The 15,053-nt window shown below is 57.8% G+C and carries 16 protein-coding genes; 5 read left to right on the top strand and 11 right to left on the bottom strand.

Annotated elements, in window-relative coordinates:
- Positions 1-61 precede the first annotated feature (61 nt).
- Together DA792_RS18505 and DA792_RS18500 are read left to right on the top strand one after the other, a co-directional pair.
- A complete protein-coding gene (locus DA792_RS18505) occupies positions 62-1,987 on the top strand; it encodes an OmpA family protein (RefSeq protein WP_107721895.1) in 1,926 nt (641 codons plus the stop codon).
- Positions 1,984-2,310, top strand: a complete 327-nt coding sequence (locus DA792_RS18500; RefSeq protein WP_107721893.1) for a hypothetical protein — start codon at positions 1,984-1,986, stop codon at positions 2,308-2,310. The genes DA792_RS18505 and DA792_RS18500 overlap by 4 nt, the downstream gene beginning before the upstream one ends.
- 21 nt (positions 2,311-2,331) lie before the next feature.
- Here the strand turns inward: DA792_RS18500 and DA792_RS18495 are convergent, their stop codons facing one another.
- From DA792_RS18495 to DA792_RS18460, 8 genes are all read right to left on the bottom strand, one after another.
- Entirely contained in the window at positions 2,332-2,781 is a 450-nt protein-coding gene (locus DA792_RS18495; protein WP_107721891.1) for a molybdenum cofactor biosynthesis protein MoaE, read from the bottom strand.
- A 2-nt stretch (positions 2,782-2,783) separates the two neighbouring features.
- Entirely contained in the window at positions 2,784-3,035 is a 252-nt protein-coding gene (gene moaD, locus DA792_RS18490; protein WP_107721889.1) for a molybdopterin converting factor subunit 1, read from the bottom strand.
- On the bottom strand, positions 3,025-3,591 hold the full coding sequence (gene pgsA, locus DA792_RS18485) for a CDP-diacylglycerol--glycerol-3-phosphate 3-phosphatidyltransferase (protein WP_107721887.1): 567 nt from the start codon (positions 3,589-3,591) through the stop codon (positions 3,025-3,027). The genes moaD and pgsA overlap by 11 nt, the downstream gene beginning before the upstream one ends.
- A gap of 18 nt (positions 3,592-3,609) precedes the next feature.
- Positions 3,610-5,499: an excinuclease ABC subunit UvrC gene (gene uvrC, locus DA792_RS18480; protein WP_107721885.1), complete on the bottom strand. Its 1,890-nt coding sequence runs from the start codon at positions 5,497-5,499 to the stop codon at positions 3,610-3,612.
- Between the two features lie 300 nt (positions 5,500-5,799).
- Complete coding sequence (locus tag DA792_RS18475; protein WP_107721882.1) at positions 5,800-6,585, bottom strand: SDR family oxidoreductase; 786 nt, start codon at positions 6,583-6,585, stop codon at positions 5,800-5,802.
- Between the two features lie 11 nt (positions 6,586-6,596).
- On the bottom strand, positions 6,597-7,556 hold the full coding sequence (locus DA792_RS18470) for a calcium/sodium antiporter (RefSeq protein WP_107721880.1): 960 nt from the start codon (positions 7,554-7,556) through the stop codon (positions 6,597-6,599).
- Between the two features lie 168 nt (positions 7,557-7,724).
- Positions 7,725-8,519, bottom strand: a complete 795-nt coding sequence (locus tag DA792_RS18465) for a S49 family peptidase (protein ID WP_107721878.1) — start codon at positions 8,517-8,519, stop codon at positions 7,725-7,727.
- Between the two features lie 69 nt (positions 8,520-8,588).
- The gene (locus DA792_RS18460; protein ID WP_107721876.1) at positions 8,589-9,647 is read right to left on the bottom strand and encodes a zinc ABC transporter substrate-binding protein; all 1,059 of its coding nucleotides are present in this window, start codon (positions 9,645-9,647) and stop codon (positions 8,589-8,591) included.
- 100 nt (positions 9,648-9,747) lie between these two features.
- Here DA792_RS18460 and DA792_RS18455 point away from each other — a divergent pair, with 100 nt between their 5' ends.
- Genes DA792_RS18455 through DA792_RS18445 form a run of 3 tightly spaced genes read left to right on the top strand, consistent with a single transcriptional unit; the run spans position 9,748 to position 11,800 of the window.
- On the top strand, positions 9,748-10,236 hold the full coding sequence (locus tag DA792_RS18455; RefSeq protein WP_107721874.1) for a Fur family transcriptional regulator: 489 nt from the start codon (positions 9,748-9,750) through the stop codon (positions 10,234-10,236).
- The gene (locus DA792_RS18450) at positions 10,233-10,997 is read left to right on the top strand and encodes an ATP-binding cassette domain-containing protein (RefSeq protein WP_107721872.1); all 765 of its coding nucleotides are present in this window, start codon (positions 10,233-10,235) and stop codon (positions 10,995-10,997) included. The genes DA792_RS18455 and DA792_RS18450 overlap by 4 nt, the downstream gene beginning before the upstream one ends.
- Complete coding sequence (locus DA792_RS18445) at positions 10,994-11,800, top strand: metal ABC transporter permease (protein WP_107721870.1); 807 nt, start codon at positions 10,994-10,996, stop codon at positions 11,798-11,800. The genes DA792_RS18450 and DA792_RS18445 overlap by 4 nt, the downstream gene beginning before the upstream one ends.
- Here DA792_RS18445 and DA792_RS18440 read toward each other — a convergent pair.
- Genes DA792_RS18440 through DA792_RS18430 form a run of 3 tightly spaced genes read right to left on the bottom strand, consistent with a single transcriptional unit; the run spans position 11,785 to position 15,036 of the window.
- Positions 11,785-13,254, bottom strand: a complete 1,470-nt coding sequence (locus DA792_RS18440; protein ID WP_107721868.1) for a mannitol dehydrogenase family protein — start codon at positions 13,252-13,254, stop codon at positions 11,785-11,787. The two genes, DA792_RS18445 and DA792_RS18440, sit on opposite strands and share 16 nt — an antisense overlap.
- Before the next feature lie 7 nt (positions 13,255-13,261).
- A complete protein-coding gene (locus tag DA792_RS18435; RefSeq protein ID WP_107721866.1) occupies positions 13,262-14,035 on the bottom strand; it encodes an L-iditol 2-dehydrogenase in 774 nt (257 codons plus the stop codon).
- Complete coding sequence (locus tag DA792_RS18430; protein WP_107721864.1) at positions 14,032-15,036, bottom strand: ABC transporter ATP-binding protein; 1,005 nt, start codon at positions 15,034-15,036, stop codon at positions 14,032-14,034. Before DA792_RS18430 ends, DA792_RS18435 begins: the two co-directional genes overlap by 4 nt.
- Positions 15,037-15,053 lie beyond the last annotated feature (17 nt).

Here is a 15,053-nt window from a genome sequence, read left to right as displayed (position 1 = left end):
CAGCAAAGGCCATATGCCCCTAAGACAAAGGCCAATTTGAATAAATAGGCCAGCGCAGCCCATGCGGATTACACAGTTTTTACCCATCCTCGCCGCCATTCTCACCGGAGCCGTCCTAAGTCTGGCCGCCGCCGCCATTGGCGCCCGCACGATTGAAACGACGTCGACCCATGCGGTTGAAAACCAAATGAACCTGCGCGGTTATGATTGGGTGGATGTTCAAGGCGATGGGTTGCAAATTGTCCTGACAGGCATCGCTCCCGACGAGCAAACCCAATTGGCCGCACAGAGGGCCGCAGGCCATGTGGTCGACCCCGCGCGGGTGATGAATGTGATGAGCGTGGTCCAAAAAGAGGCCATCCCGGCCCCGCGCTTTTCCATCGAAATCCTGCGCAATGACGATGGCATTTCTTTGATCGGACTGGTGCCGTCGTCTTGGGATCATCCGAAATTCATTGACCTGTTGAAAAAGGCCGGAAGCACCGGGTCGATCGCTGATTTTCTCGAAAAGGCGGATTATCCAAGCCCCGAGCACTGGGATGCAGCAATGGAGTTTGGCCTAGAGGCCATCGGCCTTTTGCCGCGCTCCAAAATTTCCTTGGCCGCCGACAAAATCACCGTCACAGCCCTTGCAGACAGCAAGGCGCAAAAGGCATCTTTTGAGAAATCCCTCAAAGCGGAACGGCCAAAGTCCATTCCCGTGACGATTGAAATATCGGCACCGCGCCCGGTGATCACGCCGTTCACCGTGCGGTTTTTGATTGATGAGACTGGCCCGCGGTTTGACGCCTGCGCCGCCGAAACCCCGCAAGGTCTTGCCCGGATCACCGCCGCAGCGCGCGCCGCAGGCATCGTTGACCCAAATTGCACCATCGGGCTTGGCGCGCCTTCGGCGCAATGGGCGCAAGCGGTCGAAACCGGGATGCGCGCGCTACAAGAATTGGGCAGCGGATCGGTCACTTTCTCGGACGGCGATGTCAGCCTGATCGCGACCCAAGGCATCTCTGAATCGCTGTTTGACAAAGTGGTTGGGGAATTGGAAGCGGACCTGCCGCCGACCTTCACCTTGCACAGCATTTTGCCCGAACCAGAAGTGGCAGAGGCAGAAAACGCCCGCCCCGAATTCACCGTGACGCGCTCGCCCGAAGGCCAGACCCAATTGCGCGGCCGGATCGCAGATGAACGCAGCAGATTGGCCACCGAAGCTTTGGCCAGCGCCGCCTTTGGCGCACAATCCGTCTATTCGGCAATGCGCGTGGACGACAGCTTGCCCGTGGGCTGGTCCGTGCGCGCCATGGCCGCCATTGAAGCGCTCTCAAAGCTCAACCAAGGCTCCGTCACCATGACCGCCAACACCGTTGATGTGCGTGGCCAAACCGGGGATCCAAATGCCAAAGCTGCCATCGCCGGACTGTTGTCAGAGAAATTGGGCGAGGGGCAGAACTTCAACATCTCCGTCGACTATATCCGCAAACTCGATCCGGTTCTGAACCTGCCGACGCCAGCGGAATGTGTCGCAAACGCGAACCAAATTTTGGTGGCCTCAAAGATCGTGTTTGATCCGGGGTCCACGGAGTTGAACCCCGCCGCCAATGAGACGGTGGACCATATTGCCGAGGCGCTGAAAGACTGCGAAAACGTCGAAATGGAAATCGGCGCATATAGTGACAGTCAGGGTGGTGAGGAAATGAACCTCAACCTATCAGCGCAACGCGCAAACGCCGTTTTGGACGGGCTTTTGATGCGGCGTGTGGCCGGGGTGAGCTTTACCGCCAAGGGCTATGGCGAGGCCAATCCAATTGGCGACAATGCGACCGAAGAGGGCCGTGAGGCGAACCGACGCATTGAGTTCAAACTCATTGGCGATGAGACCGAACAAGCCGCGACTGAAGATGGCGCAGGTGCCACAGATGAGCCCACCGAGGCGGCCCCTGAGGCCGCCGTCGATGAGACTGCGGGCGAGACAACGGACGGAACAACCGAATGAACAGAATTGAATTGATCATCGCCACGGCAATCGTGCTGTTTATCGCCTTTTTGATGGGATGGTTTGCGCATTGGCTGATCCACCGTTTTGTGCGCGTTGGCCAAGGCGAAATGAGCGATCTCGACACGATGGCGCAGCAGCTTCACGAAGCCGAAGAGGTCCGCGACCAAGCGATCGCCTATTACCAACAACGTGAATCGGATCTGATCAATCAACAAAACCAGACCGAAGCGGAACTGCGTGCGGCGATGGACGGGCTACGCGAAGCGCGGCAAGAGGCCGAAGAGCTGCGCGCCTATATCGAAAAACACAGCGCAGTCTGACCCTCATTCTCTGTGACGCGCCTACCAACGGGTCAGCGCGTCCTCGTCACTGCCCTTGGCGGCGACCCATTCGGCCCCGTCGCGCGTGACTTCTTTTTTCCAAAACGGCGCGCGGGATTTGAGATAGTCCATCAAAAATTCAGCGGCGGCAAAGGCCTCTGAGCGATGCCTTGCGGCAGTGGCGACCATCATGATCTGTTCCCCCGGAACAAGCCGCCCAAAGCGGTGGATCACAACACAATCGGTGAGCGTCCAACGGCGTGCGGCCTCGTCGGCGATCTTGCGGATCGCGGCCTCACACATGCCGGGGTAATGTTCGATTTCCATGTGGTCCAACGTGCCCGTGTCGTCGCGCACCAGCCCGGTGAACGTCACGGTTGCGCCGGTGTTGGGCGTACGTCCAAAACCATTGAGTTCTGTTGCGAGGTCGAAATCCTGCTCCTGAACCGAAATGCGCAGTGTCTCTGACATGCTCACCCGCCCGTCATCGGCGGGAAAAACGCCACTTCGCGCACACCTGCGAGCGGTGCGTCAAACTCTGCCAATTCCTGATCCAACGCCACCCTTAGGGAAGCCAGATCGGAGAAGGCCAACTCATAGCGTGGCTCGCGGGCTTTCAGCTCACGCACAAGATCCATCACCGTCTCCGCTGTGGTCTCAACCGTTTCGCGCGGCTCCCCGATGCGTTCACGCACCCATGCGAAATAAAGCAGATTAAGCGTCATGGTCATCTCGCAAATAGGGCATGGCTTTGCTGAGGTAATCCCAACCGGTCAGCACGGTCAAAGCCCCCGCGATCCAAAGGATGAAAATCCCAAAGGTGAACAGCGGTGCAAAATCCACCGCGCCATAGCCAAACAGCACCGCGATTGCGACCATTTGTGCCGTGGTTTTCCATTTGGCGAGTTTGGTGACTTTCAATGTGCCCGCCGTGTCGCCCAAAAATTCGCGCAACCCAGAGACAAAGGTTTCGCGCAACAGGATAAAGGCGGTTGGGATAACAATCAGCGTGTTGATGCCATGCAACATGGTCAACACCGCAAGGGCCGTGACCACCATGGCCTTGTCGGCAATCGGGTCCAACATCGTACCAAACTTTGACATTTGGTTCCATTTGCGCGCCAAATACCCATCCAAGAAATCGGTGATCGAGGCCGAGGCAAACAGGATCAGCGCCGCCCAATCCGCCAACGGGCGCGGCAAGATCAAAAACACCAGCGCCACGCCGGGAGCGCAGAGCAGGCGAAACACAGTGAGAATATTGGGAATGTTCCAGGTCATAGATGTCTCTTTATCCGCTTAGCGCTGTTCATGGAAGAAGTCATAGATGGTTTGGGCGATGGTTTCGGAAATGCCAGTGACGGCTTTGAGGTCCGAGAGATTGGCCAATGACACCGCCTTGGCCGAGCCGAAATGCGCCAAAAGCGCACGTTTTCTGGTGGCACCAACGCCGGGCACATCGTCGAGCGGCGTGGCCGAGATCGCTTTGGACCGCTTGGCACGGTGGGTACCGATGGCAAAACGGTGCGCTTCATCACGCAGGCGTTGAATGAAATACAGCACCGGATCATTACGTTGCAGCGCAAAGGGCCGCTTGCCCGTGCGGTAGAATTCCTCTTTGCCCTGGTCGCGATCAATGCCCTTGGCGACGCCAACCATCGGGATGTCATTGACCCCCTGCTCCACCATGATTTCACGCACGGCAGACACCTGCCCCGCGCCACCGTCGATCAACAACAGATCGGGCCACAGACCTTTGCTGCGATCCGGGTCGTCTTTGAGCAGCCGTTTGAAACGGCGGGTCAGCATCTCTTTCATCATGCCAAAATCGTCACCCGGCGTGATCTCATCGCCTTTGATGTCGAATTTGCGGTACTGGTTTTTCATGAACCCTTCGGGACCTGCGACGATCATCGCGCCCACCGCATGCGCCCCCTGAATATGGGAGTTGTCATAGACCTCAATGCGGGCGGGCAGGTTTGGCAAATCAAACGCCGCCTGGACCCCGGCCAAAAGTTTGGCCTGCGCCGCCGTTTCCGACATTTTACGACCCAGACTTTCGCGGGCATTGCGCACAGCCCCCGCAACGATCTCGGCCTTTTCGCCCCGTTGCGGCACAAGGATTTCGACCTTTTTCCCGGCCTTTTCCGACAGCGCCGCTTCGATCAGTTCCCGCTCTTCAAGGTCATGCGACAGGATGATTTGGCGCGGCGGATCTTTTTGATCATAGAACTGACCGATGAAGGCGCTGAGCACCTCTTCGGCCTCGGCCCCATTGGTTTTCGGATAAAAGTCGCGGTTGCCCCAGTTTTGATGGGCGCGGATAAAGAACACCTGAACACAGGCCTGCCCGCTTTCCATATGCAGGCCGATCACATCGCCCTCGCTGATGGTGCGCGGGTTGATGCCCTGTGCGGTCTGAACTTGGGTCATGGCGCGGATACGGTCGCGCAGACCAGCAGCCACCTCAAATTCCATCGCATCAGACGCCGCTTGCATCTCTTCTGCGAGGCGCTTTTGCATCCCGGAATCTTTGCCCTGAAGAAACCGCTCGGCGTCATTCACCAGTGCAGCGTAATCCTCTTTCGAGATTTTGCCCACACAGGGCGCGGTGCAACGTTTGATTTGATATTGTAGGCAAGGCCGGGTGCGATTGGCGAAATCACTGTCGGCACAGGTGCGCAGCAAAAACGCCTTTTGCAACTGATTGAGCGTGCGATTGACCGCCGTCGCATTGGCGAAGGGCCCATAATAGGCCCCTTTGCTGGACTTGGCACCGCGATGTTTGGTGATCTGCGGAAAGTCGTGATTTTTGGTCACGAGGATGTTCGGAAAAGATTTGTCGTCGCGCAACAGCACGTTGTAATGCGGCTTGAGTTGCTTGATCAGGTTTTGTTCAAGCAGCAGCGCCTCTGTTTCCGTGCGCGTGGTCAGAAACATCATCTGAGACGTTTCCGAGATCATTTTGGCGATGCGCGCGGAATGGCCACTTGGCCGCGCATAGTTCGACACCCGGTTTTTCAGGTGCTTGGCCTTGCCGACATAGAGCACCCGGTGATCGGGATCGAGCATCCGGTACACGCCCGGAGAGCCGTCCAACAGTCGCAGATAGCCCTCGATCACGGTGTGACCGCGCGGGACGTCTTTGTGGGGGTCGCTCAGGGTGGATATGTCGTCTTTTTCGCTCATGGGGCTCTTTGTCTGATTCCTACCTCTGGCTGCAACCTTATCGTATTGAGGGCAAGAGGAAACTCATCCACCATTTCTGTGGATAACTGTGCTTATAACTTTTCGTGAACGGGAGTTTTCCTTTGAAAACGGGCTGGTTCGCCAGAATGCACAAAAAATGATCATTTTTCCAAGCGACTGTTTTTGCTAATTATTTTTTCAAACACCTTGCAAATCATTGAATTTATTTACATTTTGGTAACAAAGTTGAAACAAATCCGCGGCCCGTGCAAAACTTTTGTCGAACCCGTTTGATTTGGATCACTCGGAGACCAAAACATCCGGCGTCTCCCATGCCAAATGCTGCCCGCCATCCACGCAGATCAACTGTCCGGTGACCGCATCAGAGGTGGTGAAATAGGCAAGCGCTGCGGTCACGTCAGAGGGCGCAGATCCCCGGCGCAAAAGCGTGGCCTGCTGTTGAGCGGCGAAGCCTTCGGGAGACTGACGTGTACCTTTGAGGGTCGGCCCCGGACCAATGGCATTGACCCGCACCCGTGGAGCAAGACCCTGCGCTGCCGTTTGTGTCAGGGTCCAAAGCGCGGATTTGGCCAACGTATAAGACATGAACTGCGGCGTGAGTTTGCGCACCCTCTGGTCGATCATATTCACCACAAGCGCCTGCGCGATGGGATGGCCTGCCTCGTCGATGATCGGATCGGGGGCCTGCCCGGCCAAGGCTTGGATCAACACGAACGGCGCCCGCAGATTGCTTTCGAAATGCCGATCCCAACTGTCGCGCGTGGTGGTGTCGATCTCGTCGGGCTCAAACACAGAGGCGTTGTTGACCAAAAGCGTCAGCGGACCACCAAGGGCCTCAATCGCACGCGGGACAAGGGTTTGCACCTCGGCCTCAGCCAAAAGATCAGCCTGAATCGCTTCGGCTCGCACATCCATCGCCTGCAACTCGGCCACCACCGCATCGGCCTCGTCTTTTGAACGGTGATAATGCACGGCAACGTCATAGCCCGCCTGCCCCAGTGACAGCGCAATGGCCCGGCCAAGCCGCCGTGCCCCGCCCGTCACAAGCGCTTTTTTCAAAGCCATCGTCCTCTCCTCTAGTTCAGCACAGCCAAAACGTAGAGGACATATAGGGCGGAAAGGACAATGCCCCAGAGCCGTGTGATATTGACCCGCCGCAGGACGAAAACCCCAAGCAGAACCGACACAGATAACATCACCCAAATGTCGAATTTCATGATTTCGACATCGACGGGGATTTTGCCAATGAGGCTTGAGATGCCGATAATGCCCAACAAGTTGAACATATTCGACCCAATGACATTGCCAAAAGCCACATCTGCCTGTTTGCGCAGTGCGGCCATCACCGTAGTGGCAAGCTCCGGCAAAGAGGTCCCCAGCGCCACCAACGTCAGACCAATCACCGTCTCAGACACGCCATAAGCGCGGGCGATATTGGTGGAGGCATCCACCAAAAGCTGTGCACCAATCGGCAGGCCGATCAAACCGAGGATCAAAAAGGTGATGATCTTCCACCACGGCATATCAGGATCGGCACCTTCGACCTCTGTGGGTTCGCACGCAAGGGACGCCGCCTCCTTGGTCGCAACCCGGTGACAGCGCGCCTGATAGACCGCATGGCCCAGCATACCAACCAACGCCGCCAACAGGATCACACCAGCGATCCAATCAAACTCACCACGCAGCGCGAGCAGGATGAACAACACTGTTGCAGCAAGCATTTGAAGATAAGAAGCGCGGGTTGAATTGTCGATCACATGCAGCGTTGTGATCATTGCCGGGATGCCCAAAACCAACAGGATATTGGCGGTGTTCGACCCGATCACGTTGCCCAGCGCCAGACCGGGCACGCCGTCGGCAATGGCAGAGACCGAAATCAAAAGCTCAGGCGCGGAGGTGCCAAAGGCCACAATGGTCAGCGAGACGATCAGAGCTGGCACACCAAGCCGCAAGGACAGGTTCACCGCGCCACGCACCAAAACATCGCCCGCCACCAACAACAGAACCAGCCCTGCAATCGCATTCACAAAATCCATCAGGGTTTGCCCTTCCCGCAGGCGCACGCGCCTTTGCCAATTTTATAGCGCCCACAGCGCGGGCATTTCATATTTTTAAGCTTGTCTTGCCCGGGAAAGCGCAAGCGCCCGAAAATGGCAAGAACCATCATGAAGATCAAAAAGACCGTGATGATTTTAAACACCATGTCAGAGCCCGAACCGTGACCAAAGCGCCTGTTCTTCAACAGACGCGGCAAGGCCCGCCGATAGTTCGGCCCCAAATCGGCGCAGCAGCGGACGTTTTGGGCCAAAGACCGACAGGCGGAGTTTCTCGCCGTAGACGTCTTTGAGCGTCGGAACCAAATGGCCAATCCCATCGGCCAGTCCCAACTCCACGCCTTTATTGCCGGTCCAGAAGGAGCCATCAAACAGCTCAACCTCTTTACTCAACCGCTCAGAGCGCGCAGCGGTGACATGGGCGATAAAGGCTTGGTGTATCTCTTCTTGCAGCGCTTTGAGCCGCACCACGTCATCGGGATTTTCCGGGCGGAACGGGTCCAGCATGGATTTAGAACGCCCAGAGGTATGCACCCGACGTTCAACCCCATGTTTGGCGATCAATTGATCAAAGCCAAATCCCGACGAAATCACGCCGATGGAGCCGACAATCGAGCTTGGGTCAACGAAAATCTTGTCGGCAGCACAGGCCAACCAATAGCCCCCCGAGGCCGCCACATCTTCGACGAAGGCGTAAACGGGCAGTTCCTTTTCCTTTGCCAACCGCGTGATCCGCGCGGCAATCAGCGAGGATTGCACCGGCGAGCCACCGGGCGAGTTGATCGACAGCGCCACGGCCACAGGTTTGCCTTTGCGAAAGGCGCGTTCAATGGAAGAGGCGAGACTTTGGTCATTCAATCCGCCCTGACGGGTCATGATCGCGCCATTGAGACGCAGAACATTGACCCGTGGAGGGGTGTTGAGAAAGGGGATGCGTGTCTTCATGCCTTGGGATGTAAATCCCCGAGGCCAGTCAAACAAGGGCGCGACCCTCTGCGCCACGCCCTTTTTTTACTATTCTCCGACGCAGCTGGCAAAAGCCGCCGCGACCTCTGTGATCAAATCCCCGTAAAACCCTGCACCGGGGGTGATTTCAACGCCGAGCGGGTCGATCACGGCGGATTTGGCCGAGGTGCCGTCCAAGACGGTTTTGACCAAAGCCGAACTGAACTGTGGTTCGGAGAACACGCAGGTGACATTCTGCGCTTTGATCACGTCCTGAATCTCTCGGATGCGCGCGGGGCTTGGTGCCGAGGCATCACTCAAAGAAATCGCCCCAGCGGCAGAGAGACCAAACCGGTTTTCGAAATACTGGTAGGCATCGTGGAAGACGATGAAGTTCATATCCTGCAAAGGTGCCATCTCGGTGGAGATGGTTTGGATCATCGCGTCCATCTGCGTCTGAGCCGTGATGGCATTGGCGCGATAGGTTTCGGCATTGTCCGGGTCGAGCGCCGCCAGTTGCGTGGCGATCTCGCCCAACCAAATTCGGCCATTCATCGGGTCCAACCAGCTGTGTGGATCATGGCTTTCGCCCGCGTGGTCATGATTTGCATGATCATCGTCTGCATGATCATCGTGTGCGTGGTCATCGTGTGCGTGGTCATCATGCGTATCGTGATCGTCGTGATCTGCATCATCGTCATGCGCATCTTCCCCGTGCTCATCATCCCCGTGCACATGCTTTTCAAACGTCGCCCCCTCGCGGAACGGCAACTCAACAGCGTCATCAAGTTCCGCCAACGGAACAGACACGGCATCCGGTGCAACCTTGGCGACCATTTCCGCCAGCCAAGGCGCAAGCTCCGGTCCGGTCCAAAGCACCAGATTGGCGGATTGCAACGCCGCTGCATCAGACGGGCGCAGAGCGTAATCATGCGGCGAGGCCCCTTGGCGCATCAGCGCGACAGGCGTCCCGAGATCCCCCATGACCAGCGCTGCAAGCGATTGAATCGGAGCGATATCGGTGACGACACTCGGAACCTCGGCCTGTGCGACTGTGGCCGTCATGGCGACGGTCACTGTGGCGGTCGAGCAAAGTGCCAAAGCAAAGAGGGAGGGGCGAAGGGTCATGATAGCCTCAAGCGTTATGTTATTACATCAAGCGTCTTGATAAAGCGCATGCTATAACATATCAAGCCCTCACAGCCAGATTCACAGAAAAGACCGCGCCATGGACCCGAACACCGTTGGATTTGCCAAACACGATCACAGCCATTGCATCAGTGACGCCATCACCGCCGCCGACAGGATGTGTCGCGACGCCGGATTGCAACTGACGCCTGTGCGCAAACGCGCTCTTGGCATCTTGCTCGAAGAACATCGCGCGCTTGGTGCCTATGACGTGTTGGCACGGCTCTCCGAAGAGGGGTTTGGCGCGCAACCGCCGGTGGCCTACCGCGCGTTGGATTTTTTGACCAAACATGGCTTGGCGCATAAAATCGAGCGCCTGAATGCCTTTATCGCCTGCGCCCACCCCAATGAATTGCACACGCCCGCGTTCCTCATATGCACCACATGCCATGCCGTGGCGGAGGCGGAAACCGACCCGTCCCACAGCCTGCTCAGCCAGATTGCAGAGACCACCGGCTTCACCATCAAACGCGCAGTTTTGGAGGCTGAAGGCATCTGTCCAAACTGTCGTGAAAAGGCCGACAAATGAGCCTGATCACCCTTGCAAATGTCAATGTGCGCCTTGGCGGGCGGGCAGTGTTGGAAGATGTGTCGTTGGCATTGGAGCCCGGCGAGATTGTCACTGTCGTCGGGCCGAATGGGTCGGGAAAATCGACGCTCTTGCGAACCATCATTGGCGCGATAAAGCCCTCCGACGGTACGGTTTTGCGCAAAAAAGGGCTGAAAATAGGCTATGTGCCGCAAAAGCTGCATATTGATCCCACCCTGCCCCTTACGGTGCGCCGTTTTTTGTCGCTGCCCAAACGTGTCAGCGATGATGATGCCCACGCGGCACTTCACGATGCGGGCGCAGGACATCTCTGTCATCACCAAATGACGGATCTTTCCGGTGGGCAATTTCAGCGCGTTATGCTGGCCCGCGCGCTCCTTTCAAAACCTGATTTATTGATCTTGGATGAGGCCACCCAGGGCCTTGATCAACCCGGATCGGCGGATTTTTACACCCAGATCGAAACGGTGCGCCGCGACAAGGGCTGTGCCATTTTGATGGTCAGCCACGAATTGCATGTCGTCATGGCGGCCTCGGATCGGGTGATTTGCCTCAATGGCCATGTGTGTTGCCACGGTACCCCCGAACATGTGGCCTCTGCCCCGGAATACCACGCGCTGTTCGGCACCGGAACTCATGGGGCGCTGGCGCTTTACCGCCATGAACACAGCCATAGCCATGATACCTGTGATCATGACCACAAGGCCCACGCGCCTCAACATGAGGACCAAAGCGCATGAGCCTTCTCGACGATTTTATGGTCCGTGCCATCCTTGCGGGCCTTGGCCTTGTGATTGCAGCGGCCCCTTTGGGCTGTTTCGTGGTCTGGCGGCGGATGGCCTATTTTGGCGACGCCACGGCCCACGCCGCCATTCTCGGCGTCGCCTTGGCGCTGGCGTTCAACGTGTCAATTTTCGCCGGTGTTTTGGTTGTGGCGCTGATCATGGCCTTGGCGGTCTCAAGCCTGAATGGCCGCGGCTTTGCCATGGATACGCTCTTGGGCGTGATGGCGCATAGTTCCTTGGCCTTTGGCCTTGTCGCCGTGTCCTTTGTCCATGGCGTGCGGGTCGATTTGATGGCCTATCTGTTCGGCGATATTTTGGCCGTAGGGCGGAGCGATTTGGCGGTGATCTGGGTCGGGGCCGCCTTGGTCAGCGGGCTTTTGTATTGGCGCTGGTCAGCGCTTTTGACCGCGACGCTGAACCCGGATTTGGCAATGGCCTCTGGCATCTCCCCCAAACGCGAACAATTGATCCTGTCACTGGCGCTTGCTCTTGTGGTCGCGGTGGCGATTAAAGTGGTTGGCACCCTGTTGATTGCGGCCATGTTGTTGATCCCCGCCGCCGCCGCCCGCCCTTTTGCGCGCACACCCGAACGCATGGCGGTGATTGCCATGGTGATCGGTGGCATCGCGATTTTTGGCGGGATCGAAGGTGCCTTTGCCTTTGATACGCCAACAGGGCCAACCATCGTTTGCGTGGCGGCCCTGTTGTTTACCTTGGCAAATCTGGTGCGCGTGTTGCGCGCTCACCCTGCCAGATAGGCGGAGATCGCGGCCTCAGTGCCGTCGCGATAAATCAGCGTCAGCCAATGGACGAAGGCCTCGGCAAACCGCGGGGCCTCGCTCAAATCGCCATAGATATGGCGCATCGACAACCAGACCCTCGGGTCAGATTTCGCCTGAGCCGCCTTCAAAGTAAGATCGGCCCAGAACGGATCATTGGGCGCAATTTCCGACCCGTCTTCACGGGTGCCAAAACAATAGCGCGCCCAGAGCGCGGAAACCAGCGCAAGACCATTGACCGGCGTGCCCTTGGCCAAACCATCGCGGATCGAGGGCACGATAAAGCCCGGATGCCGAGAAGAGCCATCAAAGGCCACGCGACGGGTGGTGTCGATGATTTTCGGGTTGGAAAACCGCGCCTTGATCAGATCGACATAGGCCTCGGGCGTGAATTCCGGCACGGCATGGACATGCGGCATGATCTCCTCGCGCTCAACTTTTTCAAACAGCGCGGAAATCAGCGGGTGCTCCATACAGCCGGAAATCGTCTCGACAGACAGCAATTCTCCAGGGTCGGAAATCACCTGATGACCGCCATTGAGAATGCGGATTTTCATCGTCTCATAGGCATGAACATCCTCGGAAAACGTCGCGCCCGCGCGGTCCCAATCCGGGCGTCCGGCGCAAAACTCATCTTCGATCACCCATTGGCGGAAATTCTCGTGGCTGACCGGCGCGGCATCCTCAATGCCAAACCCCTCAGCCAGCGCGATTTCCTTTGGTCCCGTCGCGGGCACGATGCAATCGACCATGGCATTCGGAAAGGTGCAATGCGTGTTGATCCAATCCGCAAGCTCCGGGTCAGACAGGCGCGCCAATGAGACCACCGTTTGCCGCAGCACATGCCCATTGCCTTGCAGGTTGTCACAGGATTGCCCGGTGAACGGGCCAATGCCGCGATCCCGGCGCAGTTTTAAAGCGGCGACCATCGCCCCAAAGGCCGTGCGCGGTTGCCGGGGATTGGCCGCGTCATGGAGGATGTCGGGATGGCTGGCGTCAAAGCCTTTGGTCGCAGGGTCAATGAAATACCCGCCCTCTGTGACCGTCAGCGCCACAATGCGAATGTCCGACTGGGCCATCCGTTCGATCAGGGGTCTGTTGCCTTCCTCGATCGGCACATAGTCGATCATGGCACCGACCACCTCAGCCGACGACCCGTTCGGGTCGAGTTCGATCAGCGTGCTCAAGTAATCCTGCGCCGCCAATTTACGCCGCATCTCTTCGTCATAGGGCCGTACCCCCGCGCCAATGATAGCCCAAGAATGCGCCAAGCCCTGTTGCATCAAACGATGCAGATACCACGACTGATGTGCGCGGTGAAAATTGCCCAGACCGATGTGAACAATCCCTGCCGACAGGCGCGCACGATCATAGGTCGGAACCGTGATCCCATCTGGCAAAGAGGCAAGCGTTGCGTTTGAAAGTGTCTTCATCTTGACCTCAGCTCATCCACTGGCCGCCATCGACGTTATACGTCTGGGCGACAATGTAATCGGCCTCATCTGAGGCAAGGAAAATGGCCATTCCGGTCAAATCAGAGGCCCGGCCCATCCGGCCATACGGCACCGCATCTCCGACTTCTTTTTTCTTTTGGCCCAAGGGTTTGCCCTCATATTTGGCAAAGAACGCATCCACCCCGTCCCAATGCTCACCATCGACCACGCCGGGGGCGATGGCGTTGACGTTGATGCCATGGGAAATCAGATTCAGCCCCGCCGATTGGGTCAGCGAAATCACCGCCGCTTTGGTGGCGCAATAGGTGGCGACAAGCGCCTCGCCACGCCGTCCGGCTTGCGACGCCATGTTGATGATCTTGCCGCCCTTGCCGCGCGCGATCATGTGTTTGGCGACCGCCTGCATGGTGAACAGCGTGCCGCCGACATTGATGTCAAACAGCCGGTGAAAATCGTCACGGGTGATTTCGACCAAGGGCGCGGCAGAAAACAGCGCGGCGTTGTTGATCAGGATGTCGATCCCGCCCAGCGCTTTGGCCGCCTGCGCAACCGCCGCGTCAATGCTGTCTTGCGAGGCCACGTCCATCTCGATGGCGATCGCGTCCTCTCCCAGCTCCGCTGCCGCGGCCTGCGCGCGGGTGATGTTGATGTCGGCGATGGCGACCCGCGCGCCCTCCGCCACATAGGCTTTGGCGAAGTCATAGCCGATACCACGCGCCGCGCCAGTGATCAGCGCGGTTTTTCCTGAAAGCCTGTTCATGCGATGCGGAGCCCCTCTGCGTCAAACCGATGCAGGTGCGCAAGATCCGGCGTCAGATAGATCGTGTCGCCATAATAGAGCGCCACTTCGCCCGAGGCTCGCACGGTCAGAGGATCATGGAACCCCTCAACCGTGACATGGAAAAACGTATCCGACCCCAAGTGTTCCGACACGCCAACGGTGCCTTTCCATGCGCCCGCATCCGGTGAGATCGCGATATGTTCCGGGCGAATGCCGATGGTGGTGGCGCGGTGCTTTTCCGCCTCAGGGCCGGTCAAAAGGTTCATCTTCGGCGAGCCAATAAAGCCCGCAACAAAGACGTTGCGCGGTGTGCGGTATAGCTCCATCGGCGAGCCGACCTGTTCGATCCGCCCCGCTTGCAGCACAACGATTTTATCGGCCATGGTCATCGCTTCGACTTGGTCGTGAGTGACGTAGACCATGGTTGTGGTCAGGCGTTTGTGCAGTTCAGAGATTTCCAACCGCATCCCGACCCGAAGGGCTGCGTCCAGATTGGACAGCGGTTCGTCAAACAAAAACGCATCCGGTTCGCGCACGATGGCGCGACCAATCGCAACCCGTTGCCGTTGACCACCGGACAATTGCCCCGGACGTCGGTCGAGATAATCGGTGAGGTTGAGCGCCTTGGCAGCCGCTTCAATCCGGCTGTCCTGTTCGTCTTTGGGCATCCCGGCCATGCGCATCGGAAAGGCGATGTTTTTGCGCACCGACATATGTGGGTAAAGCGCATAGCTTTGAAACACCATCGCCAGACCGCGTTTGGCCGGAGGCGTTTGGGTGGCGTCCTGACCGTTGATGCGGATCTCGCCGCCAGAGACATCCTCAAGCCCGGCAATCAGGCGCAAGAGCGTGGATTTGCCACAGCCTGAGGGCCCGACAAAGACCACGAATTCGCCGTCTTCAATCGTCAGATCCAGTGGCGGGATGACTTCGACATCGCCAAAAGCCTTGCTGACTTTATCAAGTGTAATGCGTCCCATTTGGCCGCTCCTTCTGT

It is taken from the genome of Celeribacter baekdonensis (genome assembly GCF_003047105.1).
Taxonomy (GTDB): domain Bacteria; phylum Pseudomonadota; class Alphaproteobacteria; order Rhodobacterales; family Rhodobacteraceae; genus Celeribacter; species Celeribacter baekdonensis_B.
Note: the sequence above shows the minus strand (reverse complement) of the source record. Positions and strands in the feature narration are given on the sequence as shown.